Below are 24613 nucleotides of genomic sequence, written 5' to 3'. Positions count from 1 at the left end.
ACACTGCAACGAAACCCCGGGGAGAACCGTCATGCGCATCGTCGTCATCGCCTTCCTGCTGATGATCGTGGCCAGCCTGGCCTCGGCGCTGTTCCTGCTGATGCGCGACCGCGACGCGGCAGGCGGCACCCGGGTCGCCCGCGCCCTGGCCATTCGCGTCGGCCTGTCGCTGACGCTCTTCGCCCTGCTGATGGCCGGCTTCGCCACCGGACTCATCGAAGGCAGGCTGTAGGCACATGCGGCGGTCACGTCCCGTCTCCCCGTTCTAGAGCCAGTACACGACGACGAACAGGATCAGCCACACCACATCCACGAAGTGCCAGTACCAGGCCGCGGCCTCGAAGCCGAAGTGGTGGTCCGGGGTGAAGTGGCCCGCCATCACACGGAACAGCATCACCGCCAGCATGATCGCGCCGATGGTGACGTGCAGGCCGTGGAAGCCGGTCAGCAGGAAGAAGGTGGAGCCGTAGATGCCACTGTCGAGGCGCAGGTTGAGGTCGGCGTAGGCATGCACGTACTCGTAGGCCTGCAGCGCGATGAAGATGGCGCCCAGCACGATGGTGGCCAGCAGGCCGAGCTTGAGCTGGCTGCGCTTGTTGCCGAGCAGACCGTAGTGCGCCCAGGTGAGCGTGACGCCGGAAGTCAGCAGGATCAGCGTGTTGATCGCGGGAATGCCCCACGCCCCCATCGGCGTGAAGGGGTCGGCGCCGCTCTGCGCGTAGGGGCCGGACGTGGGCCAGGCGCCGGTGAAGCCCTGCCACAGCAGGGCCTCGTTGTCGCCGGACGCCAGCCACGGCACCGACAGCACGCGGGCGTAGAACAGCGCGCCGAAGAAGGCCGCGAAGAACATCACCTCGGAGAAGATGAACCAGCCCATCGACCAGCGGAAGGACAGGTCCACCCGCCTGCCGTACTGGCCGGTCTGCGATTCGCGCACGACCTGGCCGAACCAGCCGAACAGCATGTAGATGAGGATGGCGACGCCGGCGAAGAACAGCCATGGCCCGGAGCGCGCATCGTTGAGCCACAGCGCCGCACCGGCACCGAACAGGAGCAGCGCGATCGAGCCGAAGATCGGGTACTTGGAGGGCTCGGGCACGAAGTAGTGGTCGAACGAGCGGCTTGCTGTTGCATGACTCATGGCGTGTTCCCCCTGACCTTGATCCTGACCCTGACCTGCCCGGTGCCGCTAGGCGAGCACCACTTGCACCGCGATGACGATGAGGATGACGAAGGCCGCGCCAGCCAGCACGCCGGCCACGACCACCGCCAGCGGGTTGAGCGAGCCCGCGTCCTCCATGTAAGCCTGGCGCCGGCGCACGCCGAAGAAGGACCACAGCACGGCGCGCAAGGTCGGCCAGAAGCCGGCGCGGCGTGGCGTCCCGTGGGCGTTCATGAGGCGCCCTCCGCACGGACCGGTGACTGCAGCCCGGCGGTGTTGCGGCCCGGCAGCTCGAAGAAGGTGTAGGAGAGCGTGATCACCGTGACGTCTTCCGGCAGCGCGGGATCGACGACGAACACCACCGGCATCGTGCGCTGCTCGCCCGGCGCCAGCGTCTGTTGCTCGAAGCAGAAGCAATCCATCTTGTTGAAGTAGCGCCCTGCAAGCTGCGGTCCGTAGCTCGGCACCGCCTGTCCGGTCACCGGCACGTCGCGGGTGTTGGAGACTTCGTACTCGACCTGCACGAGTTGCCCCGGATGCACCTCGATCGAACGCTGCATGGGCCGGAAGCGCCACGGCAGGTGGTGCAGGTTGGCGTCGAACTGCACCAGGATGCGGCGACTGGTATCGACCTGCGTATTCGCAACGGCACGCGCGGCCTGCTCGGCTTCGGGCCGCAGGAAGTTGTTGATGCCGGTCACTTCGCAGATCTTTTCGTAGAAGGGCACGAGCAGGAAGCCGAAGCCGAACATCACCGCAGCCGACACCGTCAGCCGCAGCAGCAGGCGGCGGTTCGCCGTGGCGAGGCGGCCGGAGTGGGTGCTCATTGCCCGAACACCTTGTACTTGAGGATGACGAAGACGAAGAAGGCGAACGCCACCGCGGCCAGCATCAGGCCGGTCCGACGGTTGGCTGCCCTGCGATCCTCGCTGCGCGTCATGTCATCTCCCTTCCTTGCGGCCCTGGTGGTGAGGCGGAGAGCAGAGCCTCCTTCTCCCGAGATCTCCACCCCTGCTCCCCGCTCACCCCTGAGACTCTTCACCCGCTCATCCTTCACCCTCTCCGCTCACTTCACCACCGGCGCTTCCTCGAAGGTGTGGTGCGGCGCCGGCGACGGCACGGTCCACTCCAGCCCTTCGGCACCTTCCCACGAACGCGCCGCGGCACGCTCGCCGCCGCGCACGCACTTGACCACCACCACCAGGAAGATCAGCTGCGACAGGCCGAAGCCGAAGGCCCCCACCGAGGCCAGGGCGTTGAAGTCGGCGAACTGCAGCGCATAGTCCGGGATGCGGCGCGGCATGCCGGCCAGGCCGAGGAAGTGCATCGGGAAGAAGGTGATGTTGAAGAACACGATCGAGCACCAGAAATGCAGCTTGCCGAGGAGTTCGCTCGGCATGTGGCCGGTCCATTTCGGCAGCCAGTAATAGGCGCCGGCGAACAGTGCGAACAGCGAGCCGGCGACCAGCACGTAGTGGAAGTGCGCGACCACGTAGTAGGTGTCCTGCACCTGGATGTCGATCGGCGCGATGGCGCAGATCAGGCCGGTGAAGCCACCCATGGTGAATACGAAGATGAAGCCCGTGGCCCACAGCATCGGCGTCTCGAAGGTCATCGCGCCGCGCCACATCGTCGCCACCCAGTTGAACACCTTCACCCCGGTGGGCACGGCGATCAGCATGGTCGCGTACATGAAGAACAGCTGGCCAGCGGCCGGCATGCCGGTGGCGAACATGTGGTGCGCCCACACGGCGAAGGACAGGATGGCGATGGAGGCCGTCGCATAGACCATCGACGCATAGCCGAAGAGCGGCTTGCGCGCGAAGGTCGGGATGATCTGGCTGACGATGCCGAAGGCCGGGAGGATCATGATGTAGACCTCCGGGTGGCCGAAGAACCAGAAGATGTGCTGGTACATCACCGGGTCGCCACCGCCCGCGGCATTGAAGAAGCTGGTGCCGAAGTGGCGGTCGGTGAGGATCATCGTCACCGCGCCGGCCAGCACCGGCATCACCGCGATCAGCAGGTAGGCGGTGATCAGCCAGGTCCAGCAGAACAGGGGCATCTTCATCATGGTCATGCCCGGCGCGCGCATGTTGAGCACGGTAACGACGATGTTGATCGCGCCCATGATCGAGCTGATGCCCATGATGTGGATGGCGAAGATGGCGAGGTCCATGCCCATGCCCATCTGCACCGACAGCGGCGCGTACAGCGTCCACCCGGCGGCGGTGGCGCCACCCGGCACGAAGAAGGAGCCGATCAGCAGGATCGCGGCCGGCGGCAGCAGCCAGAAGCTCCAGTTGTTCATGCGCGCGAAGGCCATGTCGCTGGCGCCGATCATCAGCGGGATCATCCAGTTCGCGAAGCCAACGAAGGCCGGCATGATGGCGCCGAACACCATCACCAGGCCGTGCATGGTCGTGAGCTGGTTGAAGAACTCCGGCTGCACCACCTGCAGGCCGGGCTGGAACAGCTCGGCGCGGATCGTCAACGCCATCACGCCCCCGGACAGGAACATGATGAAGCTGAAGATCATGTACATCGTGCCGATGTCTTTGTGGTTGGTCGTCGTGAGCCAGCGCATAAGGCCGGTCGGGCCGGGGTGATGCCCCTGGAGCTGATCATGTGTGACGGCGGCCATGCGGGGTCCTCCTGTCGAACAGCATTACAACGACGACTCAACAACGCGATTCACAAACGCGGCAACCCGGATGCCGCCGCGGCGATGCGGCCCTATTCGGCGGCCAGCGCCACCTTCTGCGCCTCGATCTGGCTCCTGACCCACTCGGCGTACTTCTCGGCCGACAGCACGTGCACCTCGATCGGCATGAAGCCGTGGTCGCGGCCGCACAGTTCGGCGCAGTTGCCACGGTAGATGCCTTCCTTGTCGGCACGGAACCAGGTGTCGCGGATGAAACCGGGAATGGCGTCCTGCTTGACGCCGAAGGCAGGCACCCACCAGGAGTGGATGACGTCGTTGGCGGTCAGCAGCACGCGCACCTTCTTGCCCACCGGCACCACCAGCGGCTTGTCGACCTCGAGCAGGTAGGCCTCGCCCTTGGGCGCGCCGCCCTCGATCTGCTCGCGCGGCGTCGACAGGCTGGACAGGAAGCGGATGCCCTCGCCTTCGCCCTGCAGGTAGTCGTAGCCCCACTTCCACTGGTAGCCGGTGGCCTTGATCGTCAGGTCGGGGTTGGAGGTGTCCTTCATCTCGATCACGGTCCGGGTCGCAGGCCAGGCCATGCCGAGCAGGATCAGGATGGGGATGACGGTCCAGGCGATCTCGACCGCGGTGTTCTCATGGAAATGGGCGGCGACAGCGCCCTTGGACTTGCGATGGTGGAACACCGCCCAGAACATCACGCCGAACACGCCGATGAAGATGAGCAGGCAGATCACCAGCATCAAGGTATGCATGTCGTTGATCTGCTCGGCAATGCCGGTCACCGGCGCCTGCAGGTTGTAGCGCGCGGGCGAGTCCTGCGCGAACGCAGGACCGGCAAGGCCGACAGCGGCGGATGCAGTCGCGAAGCGACGGGCACGTTCCATGACCACCCCCTACATCTTGTAGTTTTGGCAGGCGTGGTCGATGTTGCCATAGCGAAAAACACAGCCGCAACACGGTTTTTTGATAAAAATCAATATACTGCGGCGCAATATTTGCTAACGCCCGCATCGCGACTGCGCTTGGAGGCTGCGTTCGGGGTTTTCCCATGGTGGATATTTTTGCAGCGCCGCAATTGCGCGCGACGCGCGCGTCATCGGAGCCCGATGCGATCGGGCTGCACTGCCCACGCTCAGTCGGTGGCCGACAGCCTGCGCCGCAGCCCCCGCATCAGCGCACCGATCAGCGGCAAGTGGGCGTAGAGCTCCTCGGCCGGGTCCCAGTAGTCACGATGCAGGCCCACGCGCCCGTCGGCATCGAAGCTCAGGTGGCTGACCCCGCGCACCACGATCTCGCGCCCTCGCAGGCGCAGATGAAAATCCCAGCCCAGCATGGCCTGATCACCCTGCACGATGCGACTGGTGACGACGAAGCGCGGTGAGTCCGCGGTCGCGAACATGTGTTCGAAGATGCGGCGGATCGCGGCGACGCCGATCACCTCGTTGAAGGGGTCCTTGAAATGCGCGTCGGCGGCGTAGAGGGCGCCAAGCCGGTTGAGCGAAGCCGGCGTCAGCGTCTGGTAGAAGTCGGCGAGCGCCTCGACGGCGTCTTCGATGACGGGGCGCGTCGGCTCGTTCATGCGCATGCTCAAAGCCCGGTCGCGCGCCGGATCAGGGCGAAGTACGCGCGCCGCGGCAGCCACTGCAGCAGCTTCAGCACCCGCGTGAAGCGGCGCGGAAAGTGGATCTCGAAATCGCCCCGCCCGAAGCCGGCGACGATCGCCTGCGCCGCGTCCTCGGCGGAGATCAGCGCCGGCATGCGGAAGTCGTTCTGCGCGGTGAGCGGCGTGGCGACGAAGCCGGGATCGATCAGGAACACGCCCAGCCCCTTCGGCGCCAGGTCCAGGTACAGCGTTTCGGCAAAGTTGATCAGCGCGGCCTTGCTCGGCCCATACACCGTCGCCTTCGGCAGCCCGCCGTAGCCGGCGACGCTGCCCACCAGCGCGATCGCGCCGCTGCCCTGTCCCAGCAGATGCGGGATCACCGCGGCGGCCCCCGCCATGGTGCCGAACAGGTTGGTGTCGAGCGTCTCGCGGATCACCTCGGGCTGCAGCTCCCAGGCGCGCAGCGGGCGGTAGGTGCCGGCGTTGAACACCACGAGGTCGATGCCGCCCCAGGCAATGACCAGCCGGTCGCGTACGCGCTCGAAGTCTTCCGGCCGGGTCACGTCCATCGGTTCGGCGAGCATGCCGGCGCCGCCGCTCGCGGCCAGAGCCTCGAGCCGCTCGCGGCTGCGGGCCGAGACCGCGACACGCGCACCACGCGCCGCCAGGGCCCGCGCCAGCGCGGCGCCGATGCCGGTCGAGGCCCCGACCAGCCACACCCGCCGCCCCTGCCAGTCGCGGATCGGCGCGTTGAGCGGCGCCAGCCAGCCCATCAACCGCCCCGCTTGTAGAAGGACAGGGTGACCTCGCCGAGGCGGAAGCCCCACTTGCTCATCACCGAACGGTTCAGCATCACGCGGTCGTCCATCAGGAACATCCAGTCGTCGAAGTCGACGTTGTAGACCTTGCCATCGACCGGCAAGGCCAGCACGTAACGCCAGCGCAACGCGTTGCCGGCCGACTCGCCGCGTGCCTCGCCGACCACGTCGTCCGCACGGCCGACGTAGCGCCCCTCGCCGGTGCGGGTGATCGTCCACACCCGGCGCTGCGTGCTGCCGTCCGAATAGGTGAAACGCTCGTCCAGCGTCCCGACCTCGCCCTGCCAGCTCGCGTCGATGATCACGGCGAAGCGCTTGACCACTTCGCCGGAACGGTCCTGGAAGATGCCGTGCGCCTCGAGCGTGCCGTTGAAGTACTCGCGCAGGTCCAGGACCGGCGTCTCGCTGCGGTATTTGTCGATCTCCACCGAACTGCACCCCCACAGCCCGAACAGGGCCACCATCACACAAAGGATTCGCTTCACGTTTCACAGGCTCCGCAGGGCGTCCGTGCAGCCGCAGGCAGCTGCGGCGCGGACGCGGATTCGAGGACGTGGCGCCAGCGCCACAGCAGGGCGACGGCCAGCAGCTTCAATCCCACCGGCACCACCGCGTACACCACCGACAAGGCCGCCAGCGCATCGAGCGCCGTCGCGCCGGGCGCGTAGCCGAGGGCAGCGAGCAGCGGCAGCGCCAGGCCCGCGGCGAGCGCGAGGTTGGCCTTGGTCACGAAGTTCCACCAGCCGAAGCAGGCGCCCGCGTGCGAGCCCCCGCCACCTTGCGTATCGTCCCGCGCCAGCAGGTCGGCAAGCAGCGACGGCGGCAGGCTCAGGTCGGCGCCGAGCGCCACGCCGGACAGCACGCAGATCGCGCCATAGGCGAGCAGATCACCCTGCCCGATGGTCGCCGCCCAGCCGAACACCACCACCGCCAGCCCCATGCCGGCCAGCCACGCGCGCAACTTGCCGACCCGCTGCGAGATGCGGACCCACAGCGGCAGGCTGGCCGCTGCGGCGGCGAAATACAGCACCAGGAAGGCGCCGGCGAAGGCGGTGGCGCCAAGCACGTCGGCAACGAAGAACAGCACCGTCGCCGACGGGATGGCTGCGGCGATGCCGTTGACCGCGAACACCGCCAGCAGCCGGCTGAAGCCGGGCACGCGCAAGGCCGCCCCGAGCCCGGCGAGCACCGGGCGCCGGGCGGGTGCCGCGCTTGCCGGCAGTGGCGCCCGCCACAGAGTCCACAGGCCGAAGACCAGCAGCAGCGGGATGAAGACCAGGGCCAGCCGCGCCAGCCCGCCCACCTCGCCACCCTCGGCGGCCAGCAGCGCCGGCAGGGCGGCAGCCAGCATCACCCCGAAAAGCGCGAAACCCTCGCGACTGGCGACGAAGCGCGTGCGCAGCGCGGAGGTCGGCGCCACCTCCGCGCCCCAGGCATTGTGAGCGATGCTCGCCACCGAGTAGCCGAGCGAGACCAGCACCAGCAGCACGAACAACCACAGGGCGCCCGCACCGTCCGGCGGCGCAAGCAGGCCGATCATGCCGAAGCCCAGCAGCGGCAGCGCGGCGGCCACCCAGGCACGGCGGCCGGGCCGACGGTCGAGCGCCCAGCCGATCAGGGGATCGGTCAAGGCATCGACGATGCGCGCGGCCAGCAGGACGGCGCCGACGGTCGCCAGCGGCAGGCCAAGCTCGGCATAGAGCCGTGGCACATGGACGTACAGCGGCAAGGCCGCGAAGGCGAGCGGCAGTCCGAGCGCGCCATAGGCGAGCAGGTCCCGCCGCCGAACGCCATCCGCGTTCATTGCGCGCGTCCGTCCAGTCCGAGCAGGCGGGCGCGCAACTCGGGCTCACGTGTGCGCGCATCGAGCCAGATGGCGAAGAAGGCGCGCGCAAGTTCGGGGTCGTCGATCTCGGCGGTCAGCCGCCCTTCGTGCCAGAAACGGGCCCCTTCGCCGGGCTGGTGCAAGCCAACGAGTGTGTCGCCCGCCCGCACGGATGGCAGCGCGCGCGCGAGTTCGTCGCGCCAACGCTGCAGCGTCGCTTCGTCGCGCTCGCCGAGGCGGCGCATCTCGTCGATGCTCGTGTCCACCAGGCGGCGGCCGTCGATGTCGCGCGCGTAGCGGATCGCCAGCGCATGGGGATCGGCCTCGGGCGCACTCGCCCCGGCCGCCACCAGCAACCGCACGTCGTAGAGCTTGAAGCCCAGCCAGCGCATCTCGCCCTCTCCGAGTACGCGCAGCGGCGCGGGCGCGAACTCTTCGGCGGCGGGCAGCACGTAGGCGTACAGCGGCATCATCTGCAGCGCCAGCGCAAGCCCCGCAGCCACGCAGGCGCCAAGCCGCGCACGGCGCCGTGTCGTGTTCATCCGGCTTCTCCTGCGTGAGCGAAGACATAGTGATGGACGTCGATGTCACCGGTCTCGAAGCCGGCCTCGCAATAGGCCAGATAGAAACGCCACATGCGGCGGAAACGCTCGTCGAAGCCCTGCGCCTTGATCGCCGGCCACTGCGCCTCGAAGCGGGTATGCCAGTGCGCCAGCGTGCGGGCGTAATCCCGGCCGAAGGCGAAATCTCCCACCACCGCGAGCCCGGCATCCTGCGCCTGGCGCCCCACCTCCGCCGGGCTGGGCAGCATGCCGCCGGGGAACACGTGACGCTGGATGAAGTCGGTTCCGCGCCGGTAGCGCCCAAACAGGGCATCCGCGATCGTGATCGCCTGCACCACGCAGCGCCCGCCCGGCTTGAGCCGGGCCGAGAGCTGGGCAAAGTAGGTCGGCCAGAAGCGCTCGCCCACCGCCTCGATCATCTCGATCGACACGACGTGGTCGTACTGGCCGCGCACGTCGCGGTAGTCGCACAGGGCGAAGTCCACGCGGTCGGCAAACCCGCCGCGCTCCGCGCGCGCCCGGGCGTAGGCGAGCTGTGACGGCGACAGGGTGATGCAGAGCACGCCGCAGCCGAATTCGGTCGCGGCCACCTCGGCGAAACCGCCCCAGCCGCAGCCGACTTCGAGAAGGGTCTGCCCCGGCTGCACGCCTAGCTCGCCCAGGATGCGGCGGTACTTGCGCAGCTGGGCGTCATGAAGTGACTCGGTGGGCGAGTCGAACACCGCGGCGGAGTAGGTCATCGACGGATCGAGCCACAGCGCATAGAAGTCATTGCCGAGGTCGTAGTGGGCCTCGATGTTGCGCCGCGAGCCGGCGCGGGTGTTGGCTCGCAGCAGGTGGGCGATGCGGTGGCCCAGCATGCGGAACATGCGGCCGTAGATCGCTTCGCCGATGCGCGCGCGATTGCGCGACAGCAGGGTCAGCAGGCCGGTCAGGTCCTCGGTGTCCCACAGCCCATCCATCCAGCTTTCGCCGAAACCGATGTCGCCGCGCGCCAGGGTCTCGTCGAACACCGCGTGGTCGCGCACGCGCAGATGGGCCACCAGCGGCCCGTGGCCCGCACGCAGGTGCGTGCCGTCGGGCAGCTCGATGGCGAGCGCGCCGCCGTCGAGGCGGTCGAAGATCTCCAGCGCCAGCCGGGTGGCGCGGGGCAGGCGCGACAGCTTGATGCTGGCGAGCGGCTGCAGGGCATGTTCCAGGGCGTTCATCGCGAGGTCTCCTCGAGCGGCGGCAGCGGCTTCGAGTGGAAACGCACACGCCGGACGGCAAGGCGCAGGGCCTGCCAATGGATACGGGCGATCACGCCCAGGGTCATGAAAGGCTGGCGCAGCAGCCAGCGTCGCATCGCGCGACCGTCCAGCGCCTCGGCGCGGCCACCGAGGCGGGTCGAAAGCTGCAGCACGCCGTCGTCCCACAGGTCGACCGTGACCGCGTGCAGGCCGGGCCTGCGCTCGAAGCGGAAGCGGTATTCGCCACGCACCGGGAAGAAGGGCGAGACGTGGAAGATCTTGCTTGCGCGCAGCTCGTCGCCGGACTCGATCGGGCGCAGGTCGGGGTGGTGCACCAGATAGTTGTGACGTTCGCCGAAGGTGTTGCTGACCTCGGCCAGCACCACGCGCAGCCGGCCCGATGCGTCGTGGCAGAACCAGAAACTGACCGGGTTGAACACGTAGCCGAGCACGCGCGGCATGGTCTGCAGCACCACCTCGCCGTCGCAGGCGTGCCGCAACCCGTGCGCATCGAGGATGCGGTGCAGCCAGGGCAGCAGGGGCGAACCGTCGCGCGCACCGTGGTCGCGGCGACGGAAGCTGAAGGCCGCGGCGCGTTCGATGCCCAGCAAGGGCACGCGCAATGCATCGATCCGCGACAAGGGCAGCCGCAGGAAAGCCGACGGATAGACGAACCGGTTATGCGCCGCGACGTGGCGCTCGTGCATCACGGCGCCGAAGCACACCGCGGGATCGAGATCGCCGACCGCCGCCGTCGCCGTCGCCGTCGCCAGGCTGCCACGATCCATCGCGACCGAATCGCTCACCATGTTCTGTCCGCCTCGACCGCGCCGGCGACGGCCTCGCGCCAGGGCACCGCGACGCCCATCGACTCGGCCACAGCCATCGCCGAACGCAGGCCATCCTCGTGGAAGCCGTAGCCCGTCCATGCGCCGGCGAACCAGCTGCGGTTGCGGCCCTGGATACGCGGCAGGCGATTCTGGGCGTCGATGGCACCATGGTCGAACACCGGATGCGCGTAGGTGATGCGCTTAATCAGGCGCTCGGGCGCGGGCTCGCGGAAGGGGTTGAGCGACACGACGACCGGCGTCTCGAACGGCAGCGGCTGCAGGCGGTTGATCAGGTAGCTGACCGAGACCGGGCGGGTATCCGGCTCACCCTTCCCCGCGAGGTAGTTCCACGCCGACCACACCTTGCGGCGCGCGGGCAGCAGGTTCGCATCGGTATGCAGCAGCGCGACATTGTCCTGGTAGCGCACCGCGCCGAGGACGCGCCGTTCCTCCGCACTCGCCTGCGTGCCGAGGATGGCCAGGGCCTGGTCGCTGTGGCAGGCGAACACGATGCAGTCGAAGCGCTCCGTGCCCTGCGACGAACTGACCCACACGCCGGTCTCGTCACGCGAGACCATCGTGACCGGACTGTTCAGCCGCAGGTCGTCGATCTTCTGCAGCATCCTGCGCACATAGCTGCGGCCGCCGTTCTTCACCGTGAGCCATTGCGGGCGATCAAAGATCTGCAGCAGGCCATGGTTGTGGCAGAAGCGCACGAAGGTCGCCAGCGGATAGTCGAGCATCGTGCTCGTCGGGCAGGACCAGATCGCCGCCGCCATCGGCAGCAGATACCAGTCGCGGAACGCATCGCTGTAGTCCTCGAGCACGAGGAAGTCGCCGAGCGACAGCTGCGGGAGCTGTCCGGCCCGCGCCATCTGCGTCGTGTCGCGGTTGAAGCGCATGATGTCACGCAGCATCCCGTGGAAGGCTGGCCGCACGAGGTTGCGCGGCTGGGCGAACACGCTCGCAAGATCGGTTCCCGCCCACTCGATGCCGGGCTCGGCCAGGCTGACGCCGAAACTCATCTCGGTCTCGACCGCTTCCACACCCAGCGTCGCGAACAGTGCGCACAGATTGGGGTAGGTGCGGCGGTTGAAGACGAGGAAGCCGGTGTCGACCGGATGCGAGACGGAGCCCAGCGTCACATCGACGGTGTGCGTGTGGCCGCCCGCCTCGGGGCCGGCCTCGAACACCGTCACCCGCGCATGGTCTGCGAGCAACCACGCGGTCGCCAGGCCCGCGATCCCGCTGCCGATGACCGCGACGCGTTCACCCGGGCTCAGGCCGCCATCAGCCCGATCGCCGACGCCGGCCCGGAAAAGATGCTCTGGCGCGTTCATCAGCGGCGCTCGGCTTGTACCGCCTCAGCGGAGGGGGCGGGAACACGCAAGGGCGCGATGTCGGTCCGATGGGCGAACAACATGAGATCGATGGACGCCGGCCCCTTGGGCGCCGCGCTGTCCGCCCGCTGCACCGGGCTGCACGTGGCGCCCGGCTGAACGGCGACGGCCTGGGTCGCGCCAAGAATCGTCACGAGACCAAGAACAAGGACGGGAATGCGGGGGAGCTTGGCTGCGTATTTCATGATTTGTCCTGGACAAATGTCGTTTGCAACTGAACAGTAGGTCAGCCCAATCCGACTGTCAATATTTTGTCGTGGACAATTTTGTGCGCTTCCACGAAACGACTTGCGGTATTACGCTTAGGCCATCCCTCGCCCCGCCGGAGCACCCCCTGGAAACGCCCGTCCCCACTGCTTTCGAGCTGATTTCCGCCCTTCTGGGCGGCATCGGCCTGTTCCTCATCGGCATGCACATGATGACCGAGGGTTTGAAACTCGCCGCCGGCCGTGCTCTGGAGGGGCTGCTCGAACGCGGCACCGCCACGGCGCCACGCGGCCTCGCCGCCGGCATGACCATCACTGCGCTGGTGCAGTCGTCGACGGCCGTCACCGTCGCCAGCATCGGTTTCGTCAACACCGGCCTGCTGTCGCTGAAGAACGCGCTGTGGGTCATCTTCGGCTCCAACGTCGGCACGACGATGAACGCCTGGCTCGTTGCGGCCCTGGGTTTCGGCTTCAGGATCGACGCCTTCGCCCTGCCCTTCGTCGGCATCGGCGCCGTGCTGATGCTCGCCGGCCGCACGGTGCGATCGCGTGCGCTGGGACAGGCGCTCGCGGGATTCGGCGTGCTCTTCCTCGGCATCGACGTGCTCAAGGACAGCTTCTCGGGCGTCGGCAGCATGGTGGACCTGCAGGACTTCATCGCGCCCGGCCTCACCGGCTGGCTGATCCTGATCGGCATCGGCACCCTGCTCACGGTGCTGATGCAGGCATCCGGCGCGGTCATCGCCATCGTCATCACCGCAGCGCAGGGCGGGCTGCTGACGGTCGAAGCTGCCTGCGCGATGGTCATCGGCACCAACATCGGGACGACCTCCACCGCCATCCTGTCGGCGATGGGCGCGACCTCCAACGCGCGCCGCCTGGCCGCCGCCCACGTGCTCTTCAACCTGGTGACCGGTGCCGTCGCGCTGCTGATGCTTCCGCTGCTGATCGCGCTGCTCGGCGTGCTGCGCGAATGGTTCGAGCAGCCGGCAACGCCGGCGGTGATGATCGCGATGTTCCACACGGCCTTCAACCTGCTCGGCGTGCTGCTGATGGTGCCGATCGCCCCCCTGATGCTGCGCTCGCTGTCGAGCCGCTTCCGCACGCGCGAGGAAGAAGTGGCGCGGCCGCACTACCTGGACACGAACTCGCTGGCGATCCCCGACCTGGCGATCCACGCGCTGCGCATGGAACTGTCACGCACCCAGTGCTTCGCCGTCGCCGCGCTGGCGGCAGCCAACCGCCTGCCGCCGGACGAAGCGAGCGTCGAGCACGAAACCTCGGCCCTGCAGGCACTGGCCCCCGCCATCGGCAACTACGCGCGCCAGCTGAGCGGCGCCAGCCTGCCGCCCGCCCTCGTCGAGACACTGGCGCACAGCCTGCGCACGCTGCAGTACCAGGAAACGACGGCCATGCTGATGCGCGAGGCAGTCGCCCTTGCCGGCAATCTGGCACGCACGGCAACGCGCGACTTCTCCGCCGAGATCGAGACCTTCCGCCAGTCCGTCGCCCGCCTGGCCGAAGCCGCCGACCCCGGTCGCCCGGACTTCAGCCCCGGCGCAGTGTCGGTGCGCCTGGAGGAGGCGGAAGCCCGGTACCAGGAACTGAAGGCCGCCCTGCTGCTTGGCGGTGCGCACGCCCGCCTCGACATTCATACCATGCAGGACTGGCTTCGCCTGGCGAGCCTGGAGCGCCGCGCCACCGAGCAGGTGGCGAAGGCCGCGCGCATGCTCGCGGCGCTGGATGAAGGCACATCGGCTGCCGAAGTGGCACGCAACGATGAGGCCGAGCGTGCGGGTGACAGCGACCCGGCCAACAGCAATGGCACGTGAAGCTCAGCCCCCACGCTCGTGGGCGCTGCGCCACTCGTGCAGGGCGACGAGGGTGTCGTCCAGATCGCCCACCACCCGCACCCCCGGCAGGCGGCGCTGACGGTCACGCACCGCCGCCCCCCCCGCCCACAGGGCGACGTGCGACGGCAGGCTGGCGCGCAGTTGCAGCAGATCGTCGACCGCCTGCCGTGCCGGATAGGCGATGCTGAACGACAGGCCGACGATGTCGAAACCGCCCCCGGTCGCCGCATTGCGGATATCGGCCAGCGGCGTGCGGGTGCCGAGCGACACGCAGGAAGCGCCCTCGGGCACGAGCATGGCTTCGGCCATCAGCAGGCCCAGCACATGCACCTCGTCGGGCAGGGTGGTGAGAAGGACGCGCGGACGCCCGCCAGCACCAGCCTGCGCGCCGATGGCGCTGCGCAGCAGGTTCTGCACCTGCTCGGTGAACAGATGCTCCTCCGACACATCGACCTCGCCGCGCAGCCAGGCTTCGCCCACCGCCGCGGCCAGCGGCGCAACCGTGTCGACGACGAAACGCTGAAGCCCCTGCTTGAGCAGGGCCTGGCGCAAGCCGACCGCCAGTTCGGCACTGCGGTGCAGGCAGACGCACTCGAGCAGGCGGTTGTCGCATCCGCCCTCCTCCCCGGCAGCGGCGGCACGCCCGTACTGCGCGAGCAGCTGCGCCAGCTCTTCGGACGAGGCGCCGCAGATCTTCGCCGGGCGGTGGCCGTGATCCAGCAGGCGACGGATCAGGCGCAACTTCTCGACCTGCTCGGGCGGGTACTGCCGCTCGCCATTGGCGTCGCGCGCCGGCGCGGGGAAGCCGTAACGGCGCTCCCACACACGCAAGGTGTCCTTTGGCAGGCCGGTGTCGCGCTCGACCGCGGCGATGTTGAAGGCGATCTCTTCCGGAGGGGCAGCATTCATGGCGGACGAGGCTCAAAGATGGGGGGCGATAAGCGGACAGCACGCTGCCGGCCGCAAGCGAATGCTAGGCAGCTGTTCCACTTTTGTCCACGACAAAGTCGTCAGCACTGAAAGCGCGTGCGCCCCCTCCCGCAGCATGACCAGCCGCAGGCTCCCGCAACGAAGCCGGTACAATGCGCCCCCATGGACACCGCGTTCGCATCGCCCCCCTACCCCAGCTCCGCCCCTCGTACGCCGCAGTCGGCGCTTCACATCCTCCAGCATGTCTTCGGCTACCCCGCCTTCCGCGGCGAGCAGCAGGCCATCGTCGAGCACGTAGCGGCGGGCGGCGATGCGCTGGTACTGATGCCGACCGGCGGCGGCAAGTCGCTGTGCTACCAGATCCCGGCGCTGATGCGCGACGGCACGGCCATCGTCGTGTCACCGCTGATCGCGCTGATGCAGGACCAGGTCAGCGCACTGGTCGAGGCCGGCGTGCGCGCGGCCTTCCTGAACTCGAGCCTCGACATGGACGCCGCGCGCGCCGTCGAGCGTGCGCTGTGGGACGGCGAGCTCGACCTGCTCTACGTCGCACCCGAGCGGCTGATGACACCGCGCTTCCTCGACCAGCTCGATCACCTGCGCGACACCCACCGGCTCGCGCTGTTCGCGATCGACGAAGCGCACTGCGTGTCGCAGTGGGGCCACGATTTCCGCCCGGAGTACCTGCAGCTTTCCATCCTGCCCGAGCGCTATCCGTCCATTCCGCGCATTGCGCTCACCGCCACCGCCGACCGCCAGACCCGCGAGGAGATCGCCGAGCGCCTGAATCTGACCCACGCGCGCCGCTTCGTCTCCAGCTTCGACCGCCCCAACATCCGCTACACCATCGTCGACAAGGACGATCCGCGCCGCCAGCTGCTGAATTTCATCCGTGAGGAATGCCCCGCGCAGGCCGGCATCGTGTATTGCCTGTCGCGTCGCAAGGTGGAGGAGACCGCCGCCTGGCTGCAGGAACAGGGCCTCAACGCCCTGCCCTACCACGCCGGCATGACGCAGGAAATGCGCGCCGAGCACCAGACCCGCTTCCTGCGCGAGGACGGGCTGATCATGGTGGCGACGATCGCCTTCGGCATGGGCATCGACAAGCCCGACGTGCGCTTCGTCGCCCACCTCGACCTGCCGCGCTCGATCGAGGGCTACTACCAGGAAACCGGCCGCGCCGGCCGTGACGGCCTGCCCGCGCAGGCCTGGATGGCCTGGGGGGCGCAGGACGTGGTGCAACAGCGGCGCATGATCGACGAATCGGAGGCGGGCGAGGAGTTCAAGCGCCTGGCGCGCAACCGCCTCGACGTGCTGGTCGGCCTGGTCGAGGCCACCACCTGCCGCCGCCAGCACCTCCTGGCCTACTTCGGCGAGGAATCCGGCCCCTGCGGCAACTGCGACAACTGCCTCAACCCGCCGCAGACCTGGGATGCCACCGAGGCCGCGCGCAAGGCCTTGAGCTGTGTCTATCGCACCGGCCAGCGCTACGGTGCCGGCCACCTGATCGACGTGCTGCGCGGCGAGCTCACCGAGAAGGTCATCGAGCGCCAGCACCAGGACATCACCACCTTCGGCATCGGCAGCGAGCTCGACGAGAAGCGCTGGCGCACGATCTTCCGCCAGCTGGTGGCGCGCGAGTTCGTCGCGGTGGACCACGAGCGCTACAACGCCCTGCGCCTCACCGACGCCGCCCGCCCGTTGCTGCGCGGCGAAGCCGAGTTCCACCTGCGCCTCGAGCGCGAACGCGGCAAGAGTCGCGGCAAGCGGCGCAACGCCCCGCTCGACATCCCCGACGGCATCCCCACCACGCTGTTCGACCGCCTGCGCGCGTGGCGCTTCGCCACCGCGAAGGAGCGCAACGTGCCGGCCTACGTCGTTTTCCAGGACGCCACGCTGCGCGAGATCGCCATCGCCCGTCCGCAGACGCTATCGGAACTCGCATCCATCAGCGGCATCGGCGACCGCAAGCTCGAAGCCTACGGCGAGGCCATCCTGGCGCTGACGAACGCCACGAACTGAGCAGGCCGCCGGGGTGGTCCGACGCGGTTTTCGTTAGCCTGTCCGCATCCCGACAGCAGGCGCGCAACCGGATTCGCGATATATTGGGCAGCAATGCTGCATCGCCTGATCGAACGCAGCGTCCACCCAAAGGCAGTCTGGCGCCACTGAGTCCCTCATGATGCCGCCCCTCCGGCTACGCCTCCCCCTGCTCCGCGGCTTCGTCGTGGCCGCGATGGCGCTTGCCGCGCTGGGCGCGGGTGCCGCACGGGCCGCCGACTCGATCGAGGAAGCGCGCGTCAAGGCAGTCTTCATCCTCAACTTCATCAAGTTCACCGGCTGGCCTGACGGACAGGACGTGACGACGCAAACGCTCACGCTCTGCGTCACCGGCGACTATCCGCTCGCAGGCCAGCTCAACGCCCTCGACGGTCGCAACGTGCAGGGCCGCCAGCTGCGGCTGCAGCCGCTGGACGCGACCGGTGGCGAAGCGGCATGCGACGTGATCTTCGCCGACAGAACGGACGCCGCGACCCTCGACAGCCTGCGGCTGCTGGCGAACCAGCGGGCCACACTCACCGTCAGCGACCAGCCCGGCTTCCTCGCCCACGGTGGCATGATCGAACTGAAGATCGTCGACGGCCGCATACGCTTCGACATCAACCTCGCCGCGGCCCGCGCCGCCAACCTGATGCTGAGCAGCCAGCTGCTGCAGCTCGCCGACCAGGTGGTGCAATGAGATTCCGCGACCTGCCCATCGCCAGCAAGCTCACCCGCATCGTGGCCGGCACCACAGGCACGGCCATCCTGCTGGCGATGCTCGTGTTCGCCGCCGGAGCCATCTACAAGTTCCATCACGGCGCCCAGCAACGCATCCAGACCCTGGCCCACCTCACCAGCCTGAACAGCCAGGGCGCGCTCGCCTTCAACGACATGCGCACCGCCACGGCGATCCTCGGTGCGCTGCAGGCCGACCCGACGATCCGGCATGCGCGCCTGCTGGATGCGAACGGCATGCTGCTTGCAAGCTACGACTTGCCGCCGTCCGCGGCGGCGGCGAGCGCAGACCTTGCGGTCGGAGCGGACGCTGCCCTGATCGCGCTGCTGCTGCCGACCAGGCTGAACTTCCGCGAGCCGGTGACGGCAGGCGGCGAAACCATCGGCCAGCTCGAGATCGAGGCCGACATCACCGACACCTGGCGTCAGTTCGGCACGGGCCTGCTGCTGTCCTGTATCGCGGCATGCGCCGCGGCCGTGGCGGTCCTGCTGGGACTGCGCCTGAAGCGGCACATCACCGCGCCGATCAGCGATCTCGCCCAGGCGGTGGGCGAAGTGATCCGCAACCAACGCTACGACGTGCGCGTAAGCAAGTTCGGCAACGACGAGGTCGGCGCCCTCGTCGACGAGTTCAACCGCATGCTGGCCGAAATCGAGGCGCGCGGCCACGCCCTGCTCGAACACCGCGACAACCTGGAACGCGAAGTCGAGGCCCGCACCGCCGAGCTGCGCCACGCCAAGGAGAGCGCCGAGGCCGCCAACCAGGCCAAGTCGCGCTTCCTGGCGACGATGAGCCACGAGATCCGGACGCCGATGAACGGCATTCTCGGCATGACCGAGCTGCTGCTGTCCTCGCCGCTCACGCCGGAGCAGAGCCGTCACGCACATGCCGCCCTGCAGTCGGGCGAGACACTGCTGGCGATCCTGAACGATCTGCTCGACTTCTCCAAGATCGAAGCCGGGCGAATGGAACTCGAGCGCATCCCGCTCGCGCCCGCACGGCTGGTGAACGAACTGGTCGAACTGCACGCGCCGATGGCCCGCGACAAGGGGCTGACGCTGGAGGCCCGCATCGCCCCGACGGTGCCCGCACTGATGATCGGCGATCCCACGCGCATCCGGCAGATCATCCACAACCTGCTGAGCAACGCGCTCAAGTTCACATCATCCGGCGGGGTCACGATCACGGTGGATGCGCATCCGGGTGTCGGGCCCGACGAGGCACGGCTCGACATCGAGGTGAGCGACAGCGGCATCGGCATCGGCCCGACGCTGCTGCCGAAGCTGTTCGACGCCTTCGCCCAGGCTGACAACTCCACCACGCGTCGCTTCGGCGGCACCGGGCTTGGCCTTGCCATCGTGCGCCAGCTCGTCGAACTGATGGGCGGCCGGATCACCGCCCGAAGCACCCCAGGCCGCGGCTCGAGCTTTCGCCTGAGCCTGGCGATGCCGGTCGTGCCCGCCGCCGCCCAGCCCGACACCCCGCCCCCGGCGCCGAAGGCAGCAGCGGACGCCGCACGGCAGGACCCTGCCAACACGTCCGCACGCTGGCAGGGATTGCGCGTGCTGCTGGTCGAGGACAACCCGGTGAATCAGGCGCTGGCCGCAAGCCAGCTCAAGAGCCTGGGCTTCACCATCGAGGTCGCGCACAATGGCGCGGAAGCGGTGGCTGCCTGCCAGCGCACGCGATTCGACCTCATCCTCATGGACTGCCAGATGCCGGTGATGGACGGTCTCGAGGCCACCCGTCGCATCCTGATCCAGCGCCACGGCGCCGCGGGTTGCCCCATCGTGGCCATGACCGCCAACACCATGCAGGGCGACCGCGAACGCTGCCTCGAAGCGGGCATGGTCGACTTCATCGCCAAGCCCTATCGCCAGTCCGAGCTGGTCGAGGTCATCGCACGCTGGCTCGACGCCCCGGCCACGCAGGCTGCCGCACCGGCACCCACCCCCCTCGCCCCCTTGACGCCACCCCCTGCGCCGGCGGAGGTGCTCGACACCTTCGTATTGCAGACGATCGCGACGCAGCATTCGAGCGGGAATGCCCTGCTGCGCAAGGTCGTTGCCGTATTCCGCGAAGACGGGCGCCGGCAGCTCGAAAGCCTGCAGGCGGCGTGGCGCGACGGTGATGTGGCGACCGCCTCGAGGGCCGCGCACACGCTGAAATCGAGCAGCGCCACGCTCGGCGCGCTGCAGCTCTCGGCCCGCTGCCGCGAGGTGGAGCTGGCCCTGCGCGCTGGCAACGCAGCCAGCATCGACGCCGGCATCGGCGACATCGCGCAGGGTTTCGAGGCGGCGGTCACGGCACTCGACGCGGCAATCGCCGACATGGAGGCCTGCCGTGGCTGAACGGGCGCGGATCCTCATCGTCGACGACGACCCCGTCATCCGCCTGCTCGCCGGCAGTGCGTTGACCGACGTCGGCCACGCGGTCGTCGACGCCGAAATCGCCGAGGCGGCGATCCCCCTGCTCGGCGAGACGCGGCCGGACATCATCCTGCTCGACCTCCAGATGCCGGGCATCGGCGGACTGGCCTTCTGCACCTGGCTGCGCGCGCAGCCCGCTCATGCTCGCCTGCCGGTGCTGGTCATGACATCGCTGGACGACAGCGACACGATCCAGAAGGCCTTCGACGCCGGCGCCTCCGATTTCATTGCCAAACCCTTCAACTTCAGCATCCTCGCGCATCGCGTGCGTTTCCTGCTGCGCGCGCGCGACACCTTGCAGGCACTGGAGGCGAGCCGCCGCAACCTGCAGGAGGCGCAGGTCATCGCCCGGCTCGGGAGCTGGGAGCTGGACCGCGCCAGCGGGTTCGCGCTGTGCTCGGACGAGCTGTACACGGTCCTGGACCTCGACCCACTCGAGACGCCGGCCACCGTGCAGCGCTTCATGCAGGGCGTGCATCCCGACGATCGCACGCGCGTGCAACAGGGCATCGCGCAGGCCATCGAACGGCACGAAGCGCTGGACATCATCCACCGCTTCCTGACGCGCGACGGTCAGATACGCTGGATTCAGCTGCGGGTGAAGTTCGAGTACGACGCCGACGGGACGGCCGCGCGTTCCTATGGCACGGTGCAGGACGTCACTGCCCAGCGCCGCATCGAAGAACGCATCGACTACCTCACGCGCCACGACCCGGTCACCGGGCTCGCCAATCGCGCGCGCTTCACCGAGGTGCTGGACGAGCGGCTGGCGCAACATCAGGCCGGCACGCTCGGTGCCGTCATCCATGTCGACCTCGACCGCTACCAGCGCGTCAATGACAGCCTGGGGCACGAAGCGGGCGACGCCCTGCTGCTGCAGGTGGCTCGCCGGCTCGCCGAGGCCCTGTCGGGCAAGGCCCGCCTGCCGGGGAAGGCTGCGATCGGCGCCACGCTGGCACGCTGGGGGGGCGACGAGTTCATGGTGCTGCTGACCGGCCTGCCGTCGCCGCATGAGGCCAGCCGCGTGGCGCACCGATTGTTGGGCGCCATCCGGCGCCCCTTCCGCAGCGGTGGCAACGAGGTCATGCTCGACGCCCGTGCCGGCATCGCAATTCATCCGGCGGACGGCCAGTCGACCTCCGAGCTGATCAGCGCCTGCATCGCGGCGACGCACCACGCCAAGAGCCACGGCGTCCGCGACCTGCAGTTCTACTCGCCCGACATCAACACCGACGCCCGCCTGCAACTGCAACTAGAGGCCGAACTGCGCGCCGCACTGGCAAGCACCGACGGTGGCGGCCTGATGCTGCACTACCAGCCCAAGTACGATCGCGAAGGCGCGATCCGCTGCGCGGAGGCCCTGATCCGCTGGCAGCACCCGACGCTCGGCCTGCTGCCCCCCAGCCGCTTCATCCCGCTCGCAGAAGAAACCGGCCTGATCATTCCGCTCGGCGAGTGGGTCATCCGCCGTGCCTGCCGCCAGTTGCGCGAGTGGGGCGACGCCGGCCTGCCGATCGTCGGGGTGGCGCTCAATCTCGCTGCCTCGCACTTCCTCGACGCCGGGCTCTTGCCCTTGCTGGTGGCCGAGACCGAGCGCTGCGGCGTACCGCAACACCTGATCGAGCTCGAGCTGACCGAAAGCATGATCATGCAGGACACGGAGTTCGTGCGCGCGGTGCTGCGCGACATGCACGAATACGGTTTCCGCCTCGCGCTCGACGATTTCGGCATGGGCTACTCTTCGCTGAGCCAGCTGAGCTTCCTGCCGCTCGACACGCTGAAGATCGACCGCGCCTTCATCCAGGACATGCTCGGCGTGCCGCGCCAGGCCGCCGTGGTGCGCGGCATCATCGCGCTGGCGAAAGGGCTCGGCCTCGAAGTGGTGGCCGAAGGCGTGGAGACGATCGAACAGGCCGCGGTCCTGCGCCACGAAGGCTGCGACCTCGTCCAGGGCTACCTGTACGCACGGCCACTGCCGGCGGACGACTTCGCTCGACGGTTGATCGCATAGCCATATCGCCTTCTCACAAGCGATGGCCGGCGAAAGTGTCGGTTTTCTTTACACTCAGCCCGTCTTTTCGGCCCCTTGCGACGACGGCAAACGACCCTTTCACCAAGAATCAGCCGTTTTCGCTACACGCAGCCGAGACGCACGGCAAGTGACGGAAATCACGCTCGCTCGCATCCCCTTCACTCGATCATCGAAAAAACGGGACTCGGGATTCAGCAGATGTCGGTTGTTATTACAGGGCAGCCCGAGAAGGTCAGAAGGGCTCGTAAACAGCACCGCAAATCCAGTTAAAAATACTGATTTTATTGACTTTATTTAATAATTTAGGCGATGGCATGAGTTGTGCTTAGAATCCCATGAGCAAGCGCAATGTGCGAGTGCTTGCCGACGGATATCTAATCACCGGCAGACGCCTGGAGAAAAAAATGCAAGCAAAAATCAGGAATGGCGGATTGGCGCTAATCGCAGCCGGCCTCATGGTCGTCGCGTCGGCCGCAACGGCTGCCCCGATCAGCTTCGTGGTCAGCAACGCCGCAATGACATGGGGCGCGGGCTACGGGGTCGATAACAAGTAAAACGGCGGCACCTTGCTTGACGTCGTTTTTGCAACTTCCGCCTTCACGACCCAGAGCTTCACGCTCGGCACGGCGGGCGACTCGTTCAGCTTCCAGATCGGCACCGTCAATTTCCGCGAACCCAACACGGGCCCCGGCAAGGGCAACACCGGCATTCGAGACGCTGAGACAGACGAACTCGACGTTTCCGTCTTCCTCACATTTGCCGACCCTCTGGGCTCAATCCGCGAGGTCCGTACCGCAGGTATCGCGACACCGGGGCTGATCGACGACGCAACGGTCGACTTCAGCCTGACCTGGTCGCCGCTCGACGTGGCATTCGGCGACGGCGGGCTTTTCCAGATCAGTCTCGGTGCGCTCAGCTTCGTCAACAACAACGAGGGCGCGAAAGCGCTGAACGCAACGGTCACGATGCTCACGCTACCGCAACTGTTGCCAGTCAGCCCCGCGCCTGCCCCGGAGCAAGAGGCCGGAGAACCGAATGCCGTTCCCGAACCCGGTTCGCTCGCCCTGCTCGGCCTCGGTCTCGCCGGCCTGGGCGCCCTGCGCCGCAAGCAGCGCGCTGCCTGACACCCGGGCTCCACGCAGGAAAACGGCGACCCGCTGGTCGCCGTTTTTCATGGTCGCGCCGGAAACGCTCAGCGCTTGAAGCGCTCCTCGGCGATGGCATCCGCCACTTCGCCGGTCGGTCGCTCCTCCTTGCGCGCACGCTCGAAGATCTCCATCAGGTTGTCCTCGATGCCCTCGATGTGCTTGATCAGCGCCGCACGGTCGAACCCGATGCGCTCGTGATACACGTCGATAATGCCGCCTGCGTTGATGACGTAATCCGGCGCATACAGGATGCCGCGCTTCATCAGTTCGGCACCGTGACGGGCTTCGGCGAGCTGGTTGTTGGCGGCCCCGGCAACGACCTTCGCCTTCAGCTGCGGGATCGTGCTGTCGTTGAGGATGGCGCCGAGCGCGCAGGGGGCGAAGACGTCGACGTCGAGACCGAAGACCTCTTCCGGCGCGACCACGGTGGCGCCCAGCTCCTTGCCAGCCTGCAGCAGCGGCTCGCGGTGGATGTCGGTGACCCAGAGCTGCGCGCCTGCAGCCTTGAGCTGGCGGGCGAGGTCGAAGCCGACGTTGCCCACGCCCTGCACCGCGACGCGCAGGCCTTCCAGTGAATCACGGCCGAGGCGCTCCTTCACCGCCGCTTTGATGCCGATGAAGGTGCCGTAGGCGGTGGCCGGCGAGGGGTCGCCGCTGCGCGTACCCGCGTCCGAAGGCTTGTCGTGGATGCCGGCGACGTGGCGGGTGAACTGCGTCATGTACTTCATGTCGGCGACGCTGGTGCCGGAATCCTCGGCGGCAATGTAGCGGCCATTCAGCTGCTCCAGCGCACGGGCAAAAGCGGCGAGCAGTTCGGGCGTCTTCTGCGTGCGCGGGTTGCCGATGATGACGGACTTGCCGCCGCCGAGCTTCAGATTGGCCATCGCCGACTTGTAGGTCATGCCGCGCGACAGGCGCAGCACATCGCGAATCGCCTCATCTTCAGAGGCATACGGCCACATGCGGCAGCCACCGAGCGCCGGACCGAGATTGGAATTGTGGACGGCGATGATCGCCTTCAGTCCGCTCTTGTCGTCGCTGACGAAGACCACCTGCTCGTGGTCGGCGAAGTCGCTCAGGGAAAATACGGCCATGCTGTGTCTCCTTCCTTATGGGAACGTGGTGTGAGCCAGCCCGC

The 24613-nt window shown here is 67.9% G+C and carries 25 protein-coding genes; 8 read left to right on the top strand and 17 right to left on the bottom strand.

Annotated elements, in window-relative coordinates:
- Window positions 1-31: 31 nt before the first annotated feature.
- Window positions 32-232: a DUF2909 domain-containing protein gene (locus tag AC731_RS18345; protein WP_004291945.1), complete on the top strand. Its 201-nt coding sequence runs from the start codon at window positions 32-34 to the stop codon at window positions 230-232.
- 33 nt (window positions 233-265) lie between these two features.
- Here AC731_RS18345 and AC731_RS18340 read toward each other — a convergent pair whose 3' ends face one another.
- The 15 genes from AC731_RS18340 to AC731_RS18275 all read right to left on the bottom strand — a co-directional run bounded on the left by AC731_RS18340 (window position 266) and on the right by AC731_RS18275 (window position 12283).
- Window positions 266-1141 carry a cytochrome c oxidase subunit 3 gene (locus tag AC731_RS18340; protein ID WP_048708327.1) on the bottom strand — a complete coding sequence of 292 codons (876 nt, stop codon included), beginning with the start codon at window positions 1139-1141 and terminating at the stop codon, window positions 266-268.
- A 48-nt stretch (window positions 1142-1189) separates the two neighbouring features.
- Window positions 1190-1396 carry a DUF2970 domain-containing protein gene (locus tag AC731_RS18335; RefSeq protein ID WP_004291943.1) on the bottom strand — a complete coding sequence of 69 codons (207 nt, stop codon included), beginning with the start codon at window positions 1394-1396 and terminating at the stop codon, window positions 1190-1192.
- Complete coding sequence (locus AC731_RS18330) at window positions 1393-1989, bottom strand: cytochrome c oxidase assembly protein (RefSeq protein WP_048708325.1); 597 nt, start codon at window positions 1987-1989, stop codon at window positions 1393-1395. Before AC731_RS18330 ends, AC731_RS18335 begins: the two co-directional genes overlap by 4 nt.
- Window positions 1986-2102, bottom strand: a complete 117-nt coding sequence (locus AC731_RS20300) for a cytochrome oxidase small assembly protein (RefSeq protein WP_232435132.1) — start codon at window positions 2100-2102, stop codon at window positions 1986-1988. Before AC731_RS20300 ends, AC731_RS18330 begins: the two co-directional genes overlap by 4 nt.
- A 126-nt stretch (window positions 2103-2228) precedes the next feature.
- Window positions 2229-3806 (bottom strand): cytochrome c oxidase subunit I, encoded by a 1578-nt coding sequence (gene ctaD, locus AC731_RS18325; RefSeq protein WP_048708323.1) that lies wholly within the window; start codon window positions 3804-3806, stop codon window positions 2229-2231.
- Between the two features lie 92 nt (window positions 3807-3898).
- On the bottom strand, window positions 3899-4714 hold the full coding sequence (coxB, locus tag AC731_RS18320; RefSeq protein WP_048708322.1) for a cytochrome c oxidase subunit II: 816 nt from the start codon (window positions 4712-4714) through the stop codon (window positions 3899-3901).
- 248 nt (window positions 4715-4962) lie between these two features.
- Window positions 4963-5409, bottom strand: coding sequence for a nuclear transport factor 2 family protein (locus AC731_RS18315; RefSeq protein ID WP_048710354.1), 447 nt, complete (start codon window positions 5407-5409; stop codon window positions 4963-4965).
- A gap of 8 nt (window positions 5410-5417) precedes the next feature.
- Window positions 5418-6206, bottom strand: a complete 789-nt coding sequence (locus AC731_RS18310; protein ID WP_048708321.1) for an SDR family NAD(P)-dependent oxidoreductase — start codon at window positions 6204-6206, stop codon at window positions 5418-5420.
- Complete coding sequence (locus AC731_RS18305; RefSeq protein ID WP_205626689.1) at window positions 6206-6715, bottom strand: DUF3833 domain-containing protein; 510 nt, start codon at window positions 6713-6715, stop codon at window positions 6206-6208. The genes AC731_RS18310 and AC731_RS18305 overlap by 1 nt, the downstream gene beginning before the upstream one ends.
- A 17-nt stretch (window positions 6716-6732) precedes the next feature.
- Complete coding sequence (locus AC731_RS18300; RefSeq protein WP_048708318.1) at window positions 6733-8055, bottom strand: MFS transporter; 1323 nt, start codon at window positions 8053-8055, stop codon at window positions 6733-6735.
- Window positions 8052-8618, bottom strand: a complete 567-nt coding sequence (locus AC731_RS18295) for a chalcone isomerase family protein (protein ID WP_048708316.1) — start codon at window positions 8616-8618, stop codon at window positions 8052-8054. Before AC731_RS18295 ends, AC731_RS18300 begins: the two co-directional genes overlap by 4 nt.
- On the bottom strand, window positions 8615-9847 hold the full coding sequence (locus AC731_RS18290) for an SAM-dependent methyltransferase (RefSeq protein ID WP_048708314.1): 1233 nt from the start codon (window positions 9845-9847) through the stop codon (window positions 8615-8617). The genes AC731_RS18295 and AC731_RS18290 overlap by 4 nt, the downstream gene beginning before the upstream one ends.
- Entirely contained in the window at window positions 9844-10677 is an 834-nt protein-coding gene (locus AC731_RS18285; protein WP_237266565.1) for a DUF1365 domain-containing protein, read from the bottom strand. The genes AC731_RS18290 and AC731_RS18285 overlap by 4 nt, the downstream gene beginning before the upstream one ends.
- Window positions 10671-12038: an NAD(P)/FAD-dependent oxidoreductase gene (locus AC731_RS18280; RefSeq protein WP_205626610.1), complete on the bottom strand. Its 1368-nt coding sequence runs from the start codon at window positions 12036-12038 to the stop codon at window positions 10671-10673. The genes AC731_RS18285 and AC731_RS18280 overlap by 7 nt, the downstream gene beginning before the upstream one ends.
- Complete coding sequence (locus tag AC731_RS18275; protein ID WP_048708312.1) at window positions 12038-12283, bottom strand: hypothetical protein; 246 nt, start codon at window positions 12281-12283, stop codon at window positions 12038-12040. Before AC731_RS18275 ends, AC731_RS18280 begins: the two co-directional genes overlap by 1 nt.
- A gap of 224 nt (window positions 12284-12507) precedes the next feature.
- On the opposite strand from AC731_RS18275, the gene AC731_RS18270 reads away from it, so the two are divergent.
- Entirely contained in the window at window positions 12508-14136 is a 1629-nt protein-coding gene (locus AC731_RS18270) for a Na/Pi cotransporter family protein (RefSeq protein ID WP_048708311.1), read from the top strand.
- A 3-nt stretch (window positions 14137-14139) separates the two neighbouring features.
- On the opposite strand, the gene AC731_RS18265 is transcribed toward AC731_RS18270, so the two are convergent.
- Window positions 14140-15066, bottom strand: coding sequence for a MerR family transcriptional regulator (locus AC731_RS18265; protein WP_004254120.1), 927 nt, complete (start codon window positions 15064-15066; stop codon window positions 14140-14142).
- Window positions 15067-15249: 183 nt separating this feature from the next.
- Here AC731_RS18265 and recQ point away from each other — a divergent pair, with 183 nt between their 5' ends.
- The 6 genes from recQ (at window position 15250) to AC731_RS20350 (ending at window position 23451) form a co-directional block, all read left to right on the top strand.
- Window positions 15250-17109 (top strand): DNA helicase RecQ, encoded by a 1860-nt coding sequence (gene recQ, locus AC731_RS18260; protein WP_048708309.1) that lies wholly within the window; start codon window positions 15250-15252, stop codon window positions 17107-17109.
- A gap of 157 nt (window positions 17110-17266) precedes the next feature.
- On the top strand, window positions 17267-17827 hold the full coding sequence (locus AC731_RS18255; RefSeq protein WP_048708307.1) for a YfiR family protein: 561 nt from the start codon (window positions 17267-17269) through the stop codon (window positions 17825-17827).
- Window positions 17824-20217, top strand: coding sequence for an ATP-binding protein (locus tag AC731_RS18250; RefSeq protein WP_048708305.1), 2394 nt, complete (start codon window positions 17824-17826; stop codon window positions 20215-20217). The genes AC731_RS18255 and AC731_RS18250 overlap by 4 nt, the downstream gene beginning before the upstream one ends.
- The gene (locus AC731_RS18245) at window positions 20210-22306 is read left to right on the top strand and encodes a putative bifunctional diguanylate cyclase/phosphodiesterase (protein ID WP_082794369.1); all 2097 of its coding nucleotides are present in this window, start codon (window positions 20210-20212) and stop codon (window positions 22304-22306) included. Before AC731_RS18250 ends, AC731_RS18245 begins: the two co-directional genes overlap by 8 nt.
- Window positions 22307-22662: 356 nt before the next feature.
- Window positions 22663-22881 (top strand): hypothetical protein, encoded by a 219-nt coding sequence (locus AC731_RS19975; RefSeq protein ID WP_156480741.1) that lies wholly within the window; start codon window positions 22663-22665, stop codon window positions 22879-22881.
- Window positions 22882-22893: 12 nt separating this feature from the next.
- Window positions 22894-23451 (top strand): PEP-CTERM sorting domain-containing protein, encoded by a 558-nt coding sequence (locus AC731_RS20350; protein ID WP_048708303.1) that lies wholly within the window; start codon window positions 22894-22896, stop codon window positions 23449-23451.
- Window positions 23452-23519: 68 nt separating this feature from the next.
- Here the strand turns inward: AC731_RS20350 and AC731_RS18235 are convergent, their stop codons facing one another.
- Window positions 23520-24569, bottom strand: coding sequence for a Glu/Leu/Phe/Val dehydrogenase dimerization domain-containing protein (locus AC731_RS18235; RefSeq protein ID WP_048708301.1), 1050 nt, complete (start codon window positions 24567-24569; stop codon window positions 23520-23522).
- Window positions 24570-24613 lie beyond the last annotated feature (44 nt).

This window comes from Thauera humireducens (assembly GCF_001051995.2).
GTDB classification, from domain to species: Bacteria; Pseudomonadota; Gammaproteobacteria; order Burkholderiales; family Rhodocyclaceae; genus Thauera; species Thauera humireducens.
This window is presented reverse-complemented; position numbering and strand designations above follow the sequence as displayed.

Bases quoted from the DNA above. Each gene is read 5' to 3' on its own strand.
- AC731_RS18345 (WP_004291945.1), top strand. From the start codon at position 32: ATGCGCATCGTCGTCATCGCCTTCCTGCTGATGATCGTGGCCAGCCTG.
- AC731_RS18340 (WP_048708327.1), bottom strand. From the start codon at position 1,141: ATGAGTCATGCAACAGCAAGCCGCTCGTTCGACCACTACTTCGTGCCC.
- AC731_RS18335 (WP_004291943.1), bottom strand. From the start codon at position 1,396: ATGAACGCCCACGGGACGCCACGCCGCGCCGGCTTCTGGCCGACCTTG.
- AC731_RS18330 (WP_048708325.1), bottom strand. From the start codon at position 1,989: ATGAGCACCCACTCCGGCCGCCTCGCCACGGCGAACCGCCGCCTGCTG.
- AC731_RS20300 (WP_232435132.1), bottom strand. From the start codon at position 2,102: ATGACGCGCAGCGAGGATCGCAGGGCAGCCAACCGTCGGACCGGCCTG.
- ctaD (WP_048708323.1), bottom strand. From the start codon at position 3,806: ATGGCCGCCGTCACACATGATCAGCTCCAGGGGCATCACCCCGGCCCG.
- coxB (WP_048708322.1), bottom strand. From the start codon at position 4,714: ATGGAACGTGCCCGTCGCTTCGCGACTGCATCCGCCGCTGTCGGCCTT.
- AC731_RS18315 (WP_048710354.1), bottom strand. From the start codon at position 5,409: ATGAACGAGCCGACGCGCCCCGTCATCGAAGACGCCGTCGAGGCGCTC.
- AC731_RS18310 (WP_048708321.1), bottom strand. From the start codon at position 6,206: ATGGGCTGGCTGGCGCCGCTCAACGCGCCGATCCGCGACTGGCAGGGG.
- AC731_RS18305 (WP_205626689.1), bottom strand. From the start codon at position 6,715: ATGGTGGCCCTGTTCGGGCTGTGGGGGTGCAGTTCGGTGGAGATCGAC.
- AC731_RS18300 (WP_048708318.1), bottom strand. From the start codon at position 8,055: ATGAACGCGGATGGCGTTCGGCGGCGGGACCTGCTCGCCTATGGCGCG.
- AC731_RS18295 (WP_048708316.1), bottom strand. From the start codon at position 8,618: ATGAACACGACACGGCGCCGTGCGCGGCTTGGCGCCTGCGTGGCTGCG.
- AC731_RS18290 (WP_048708314.1), bottom strand. From the start codon at position 9,847: ATGAACGCCCTGGAACATGCCCTGCAGCCGCTCGCCAGCATCAAGCTG.
- AC731_RS18285 (WP_237266565.1), bottom strand. From the start codon at position 10,677: ATGGTGAGCGATTCGGTCGCGATGGATCGTGGCAGCCTGGCGACGGCG.
- AC731_RS18280 (WP_205626610.1), bottom strand. From the start codon at position 12,038: ATGAACGCGCCAGAGCATCTTTTCCGGGCCGGCGTCGGCGATCGGGCT.
- AC731_RS18275 (WP_048708312.1), bottom strand. From the start codon at position 12,283: ATGAAATACGCAGCCAAGCTCCCCCGCATTCCCGTCCTTGTTCTTGGT.
- AC731_RS18270 (WP_048708311.1), top strand. From the start codon at position 12,508: ATGCACATGATGACCGAGGGTTTGAAACTCGCCGCCGGCCGTGCTCTG.
- AC731_RS18265 (WP_004254120.1), bottom strand. From the start codon at position 15,066: ATGAATGCTGCCCCTCCGGAAGAGATCGCCTTCAACATCGCCGCGGTC.
- recQ (WP_048708309.1), top strand. From the start codon at position 15,250: ATGGACACCGCGTTCGCATCGCCCCCCTACCCCAGCTCCGCCCCTCGT.
- AC731_RS18255 (WP_048708307.1), top strand. From the start codon at position 17,267: ATGATGCCGCCCCTCCGGCTACGCCTCCCCCTGCTCCGCGGCTTCGTC.
- AC731_RS18250 (WP_048708305.1), top strand. From the start codon at position 17,824: ATGAGATTCCGCGACCTGCCCATCGCCAGCAAGCTCACCCGCATCGTG.
- AC731_RS19975 (WP_156480741.1), top strand. From the start codon at position 22,663: ATGAGCAAGCGCAATGTGCGAGTGCTTGCCGACGGATATCTAATCACC.
- AC731_RS18235 (WP_048708301.1), bottom strand. From the start codon at position 24,569: ATGGCCGTATTTTCCCTGAGCGACTTCGCCGACCACGAGCAGGTGGTC.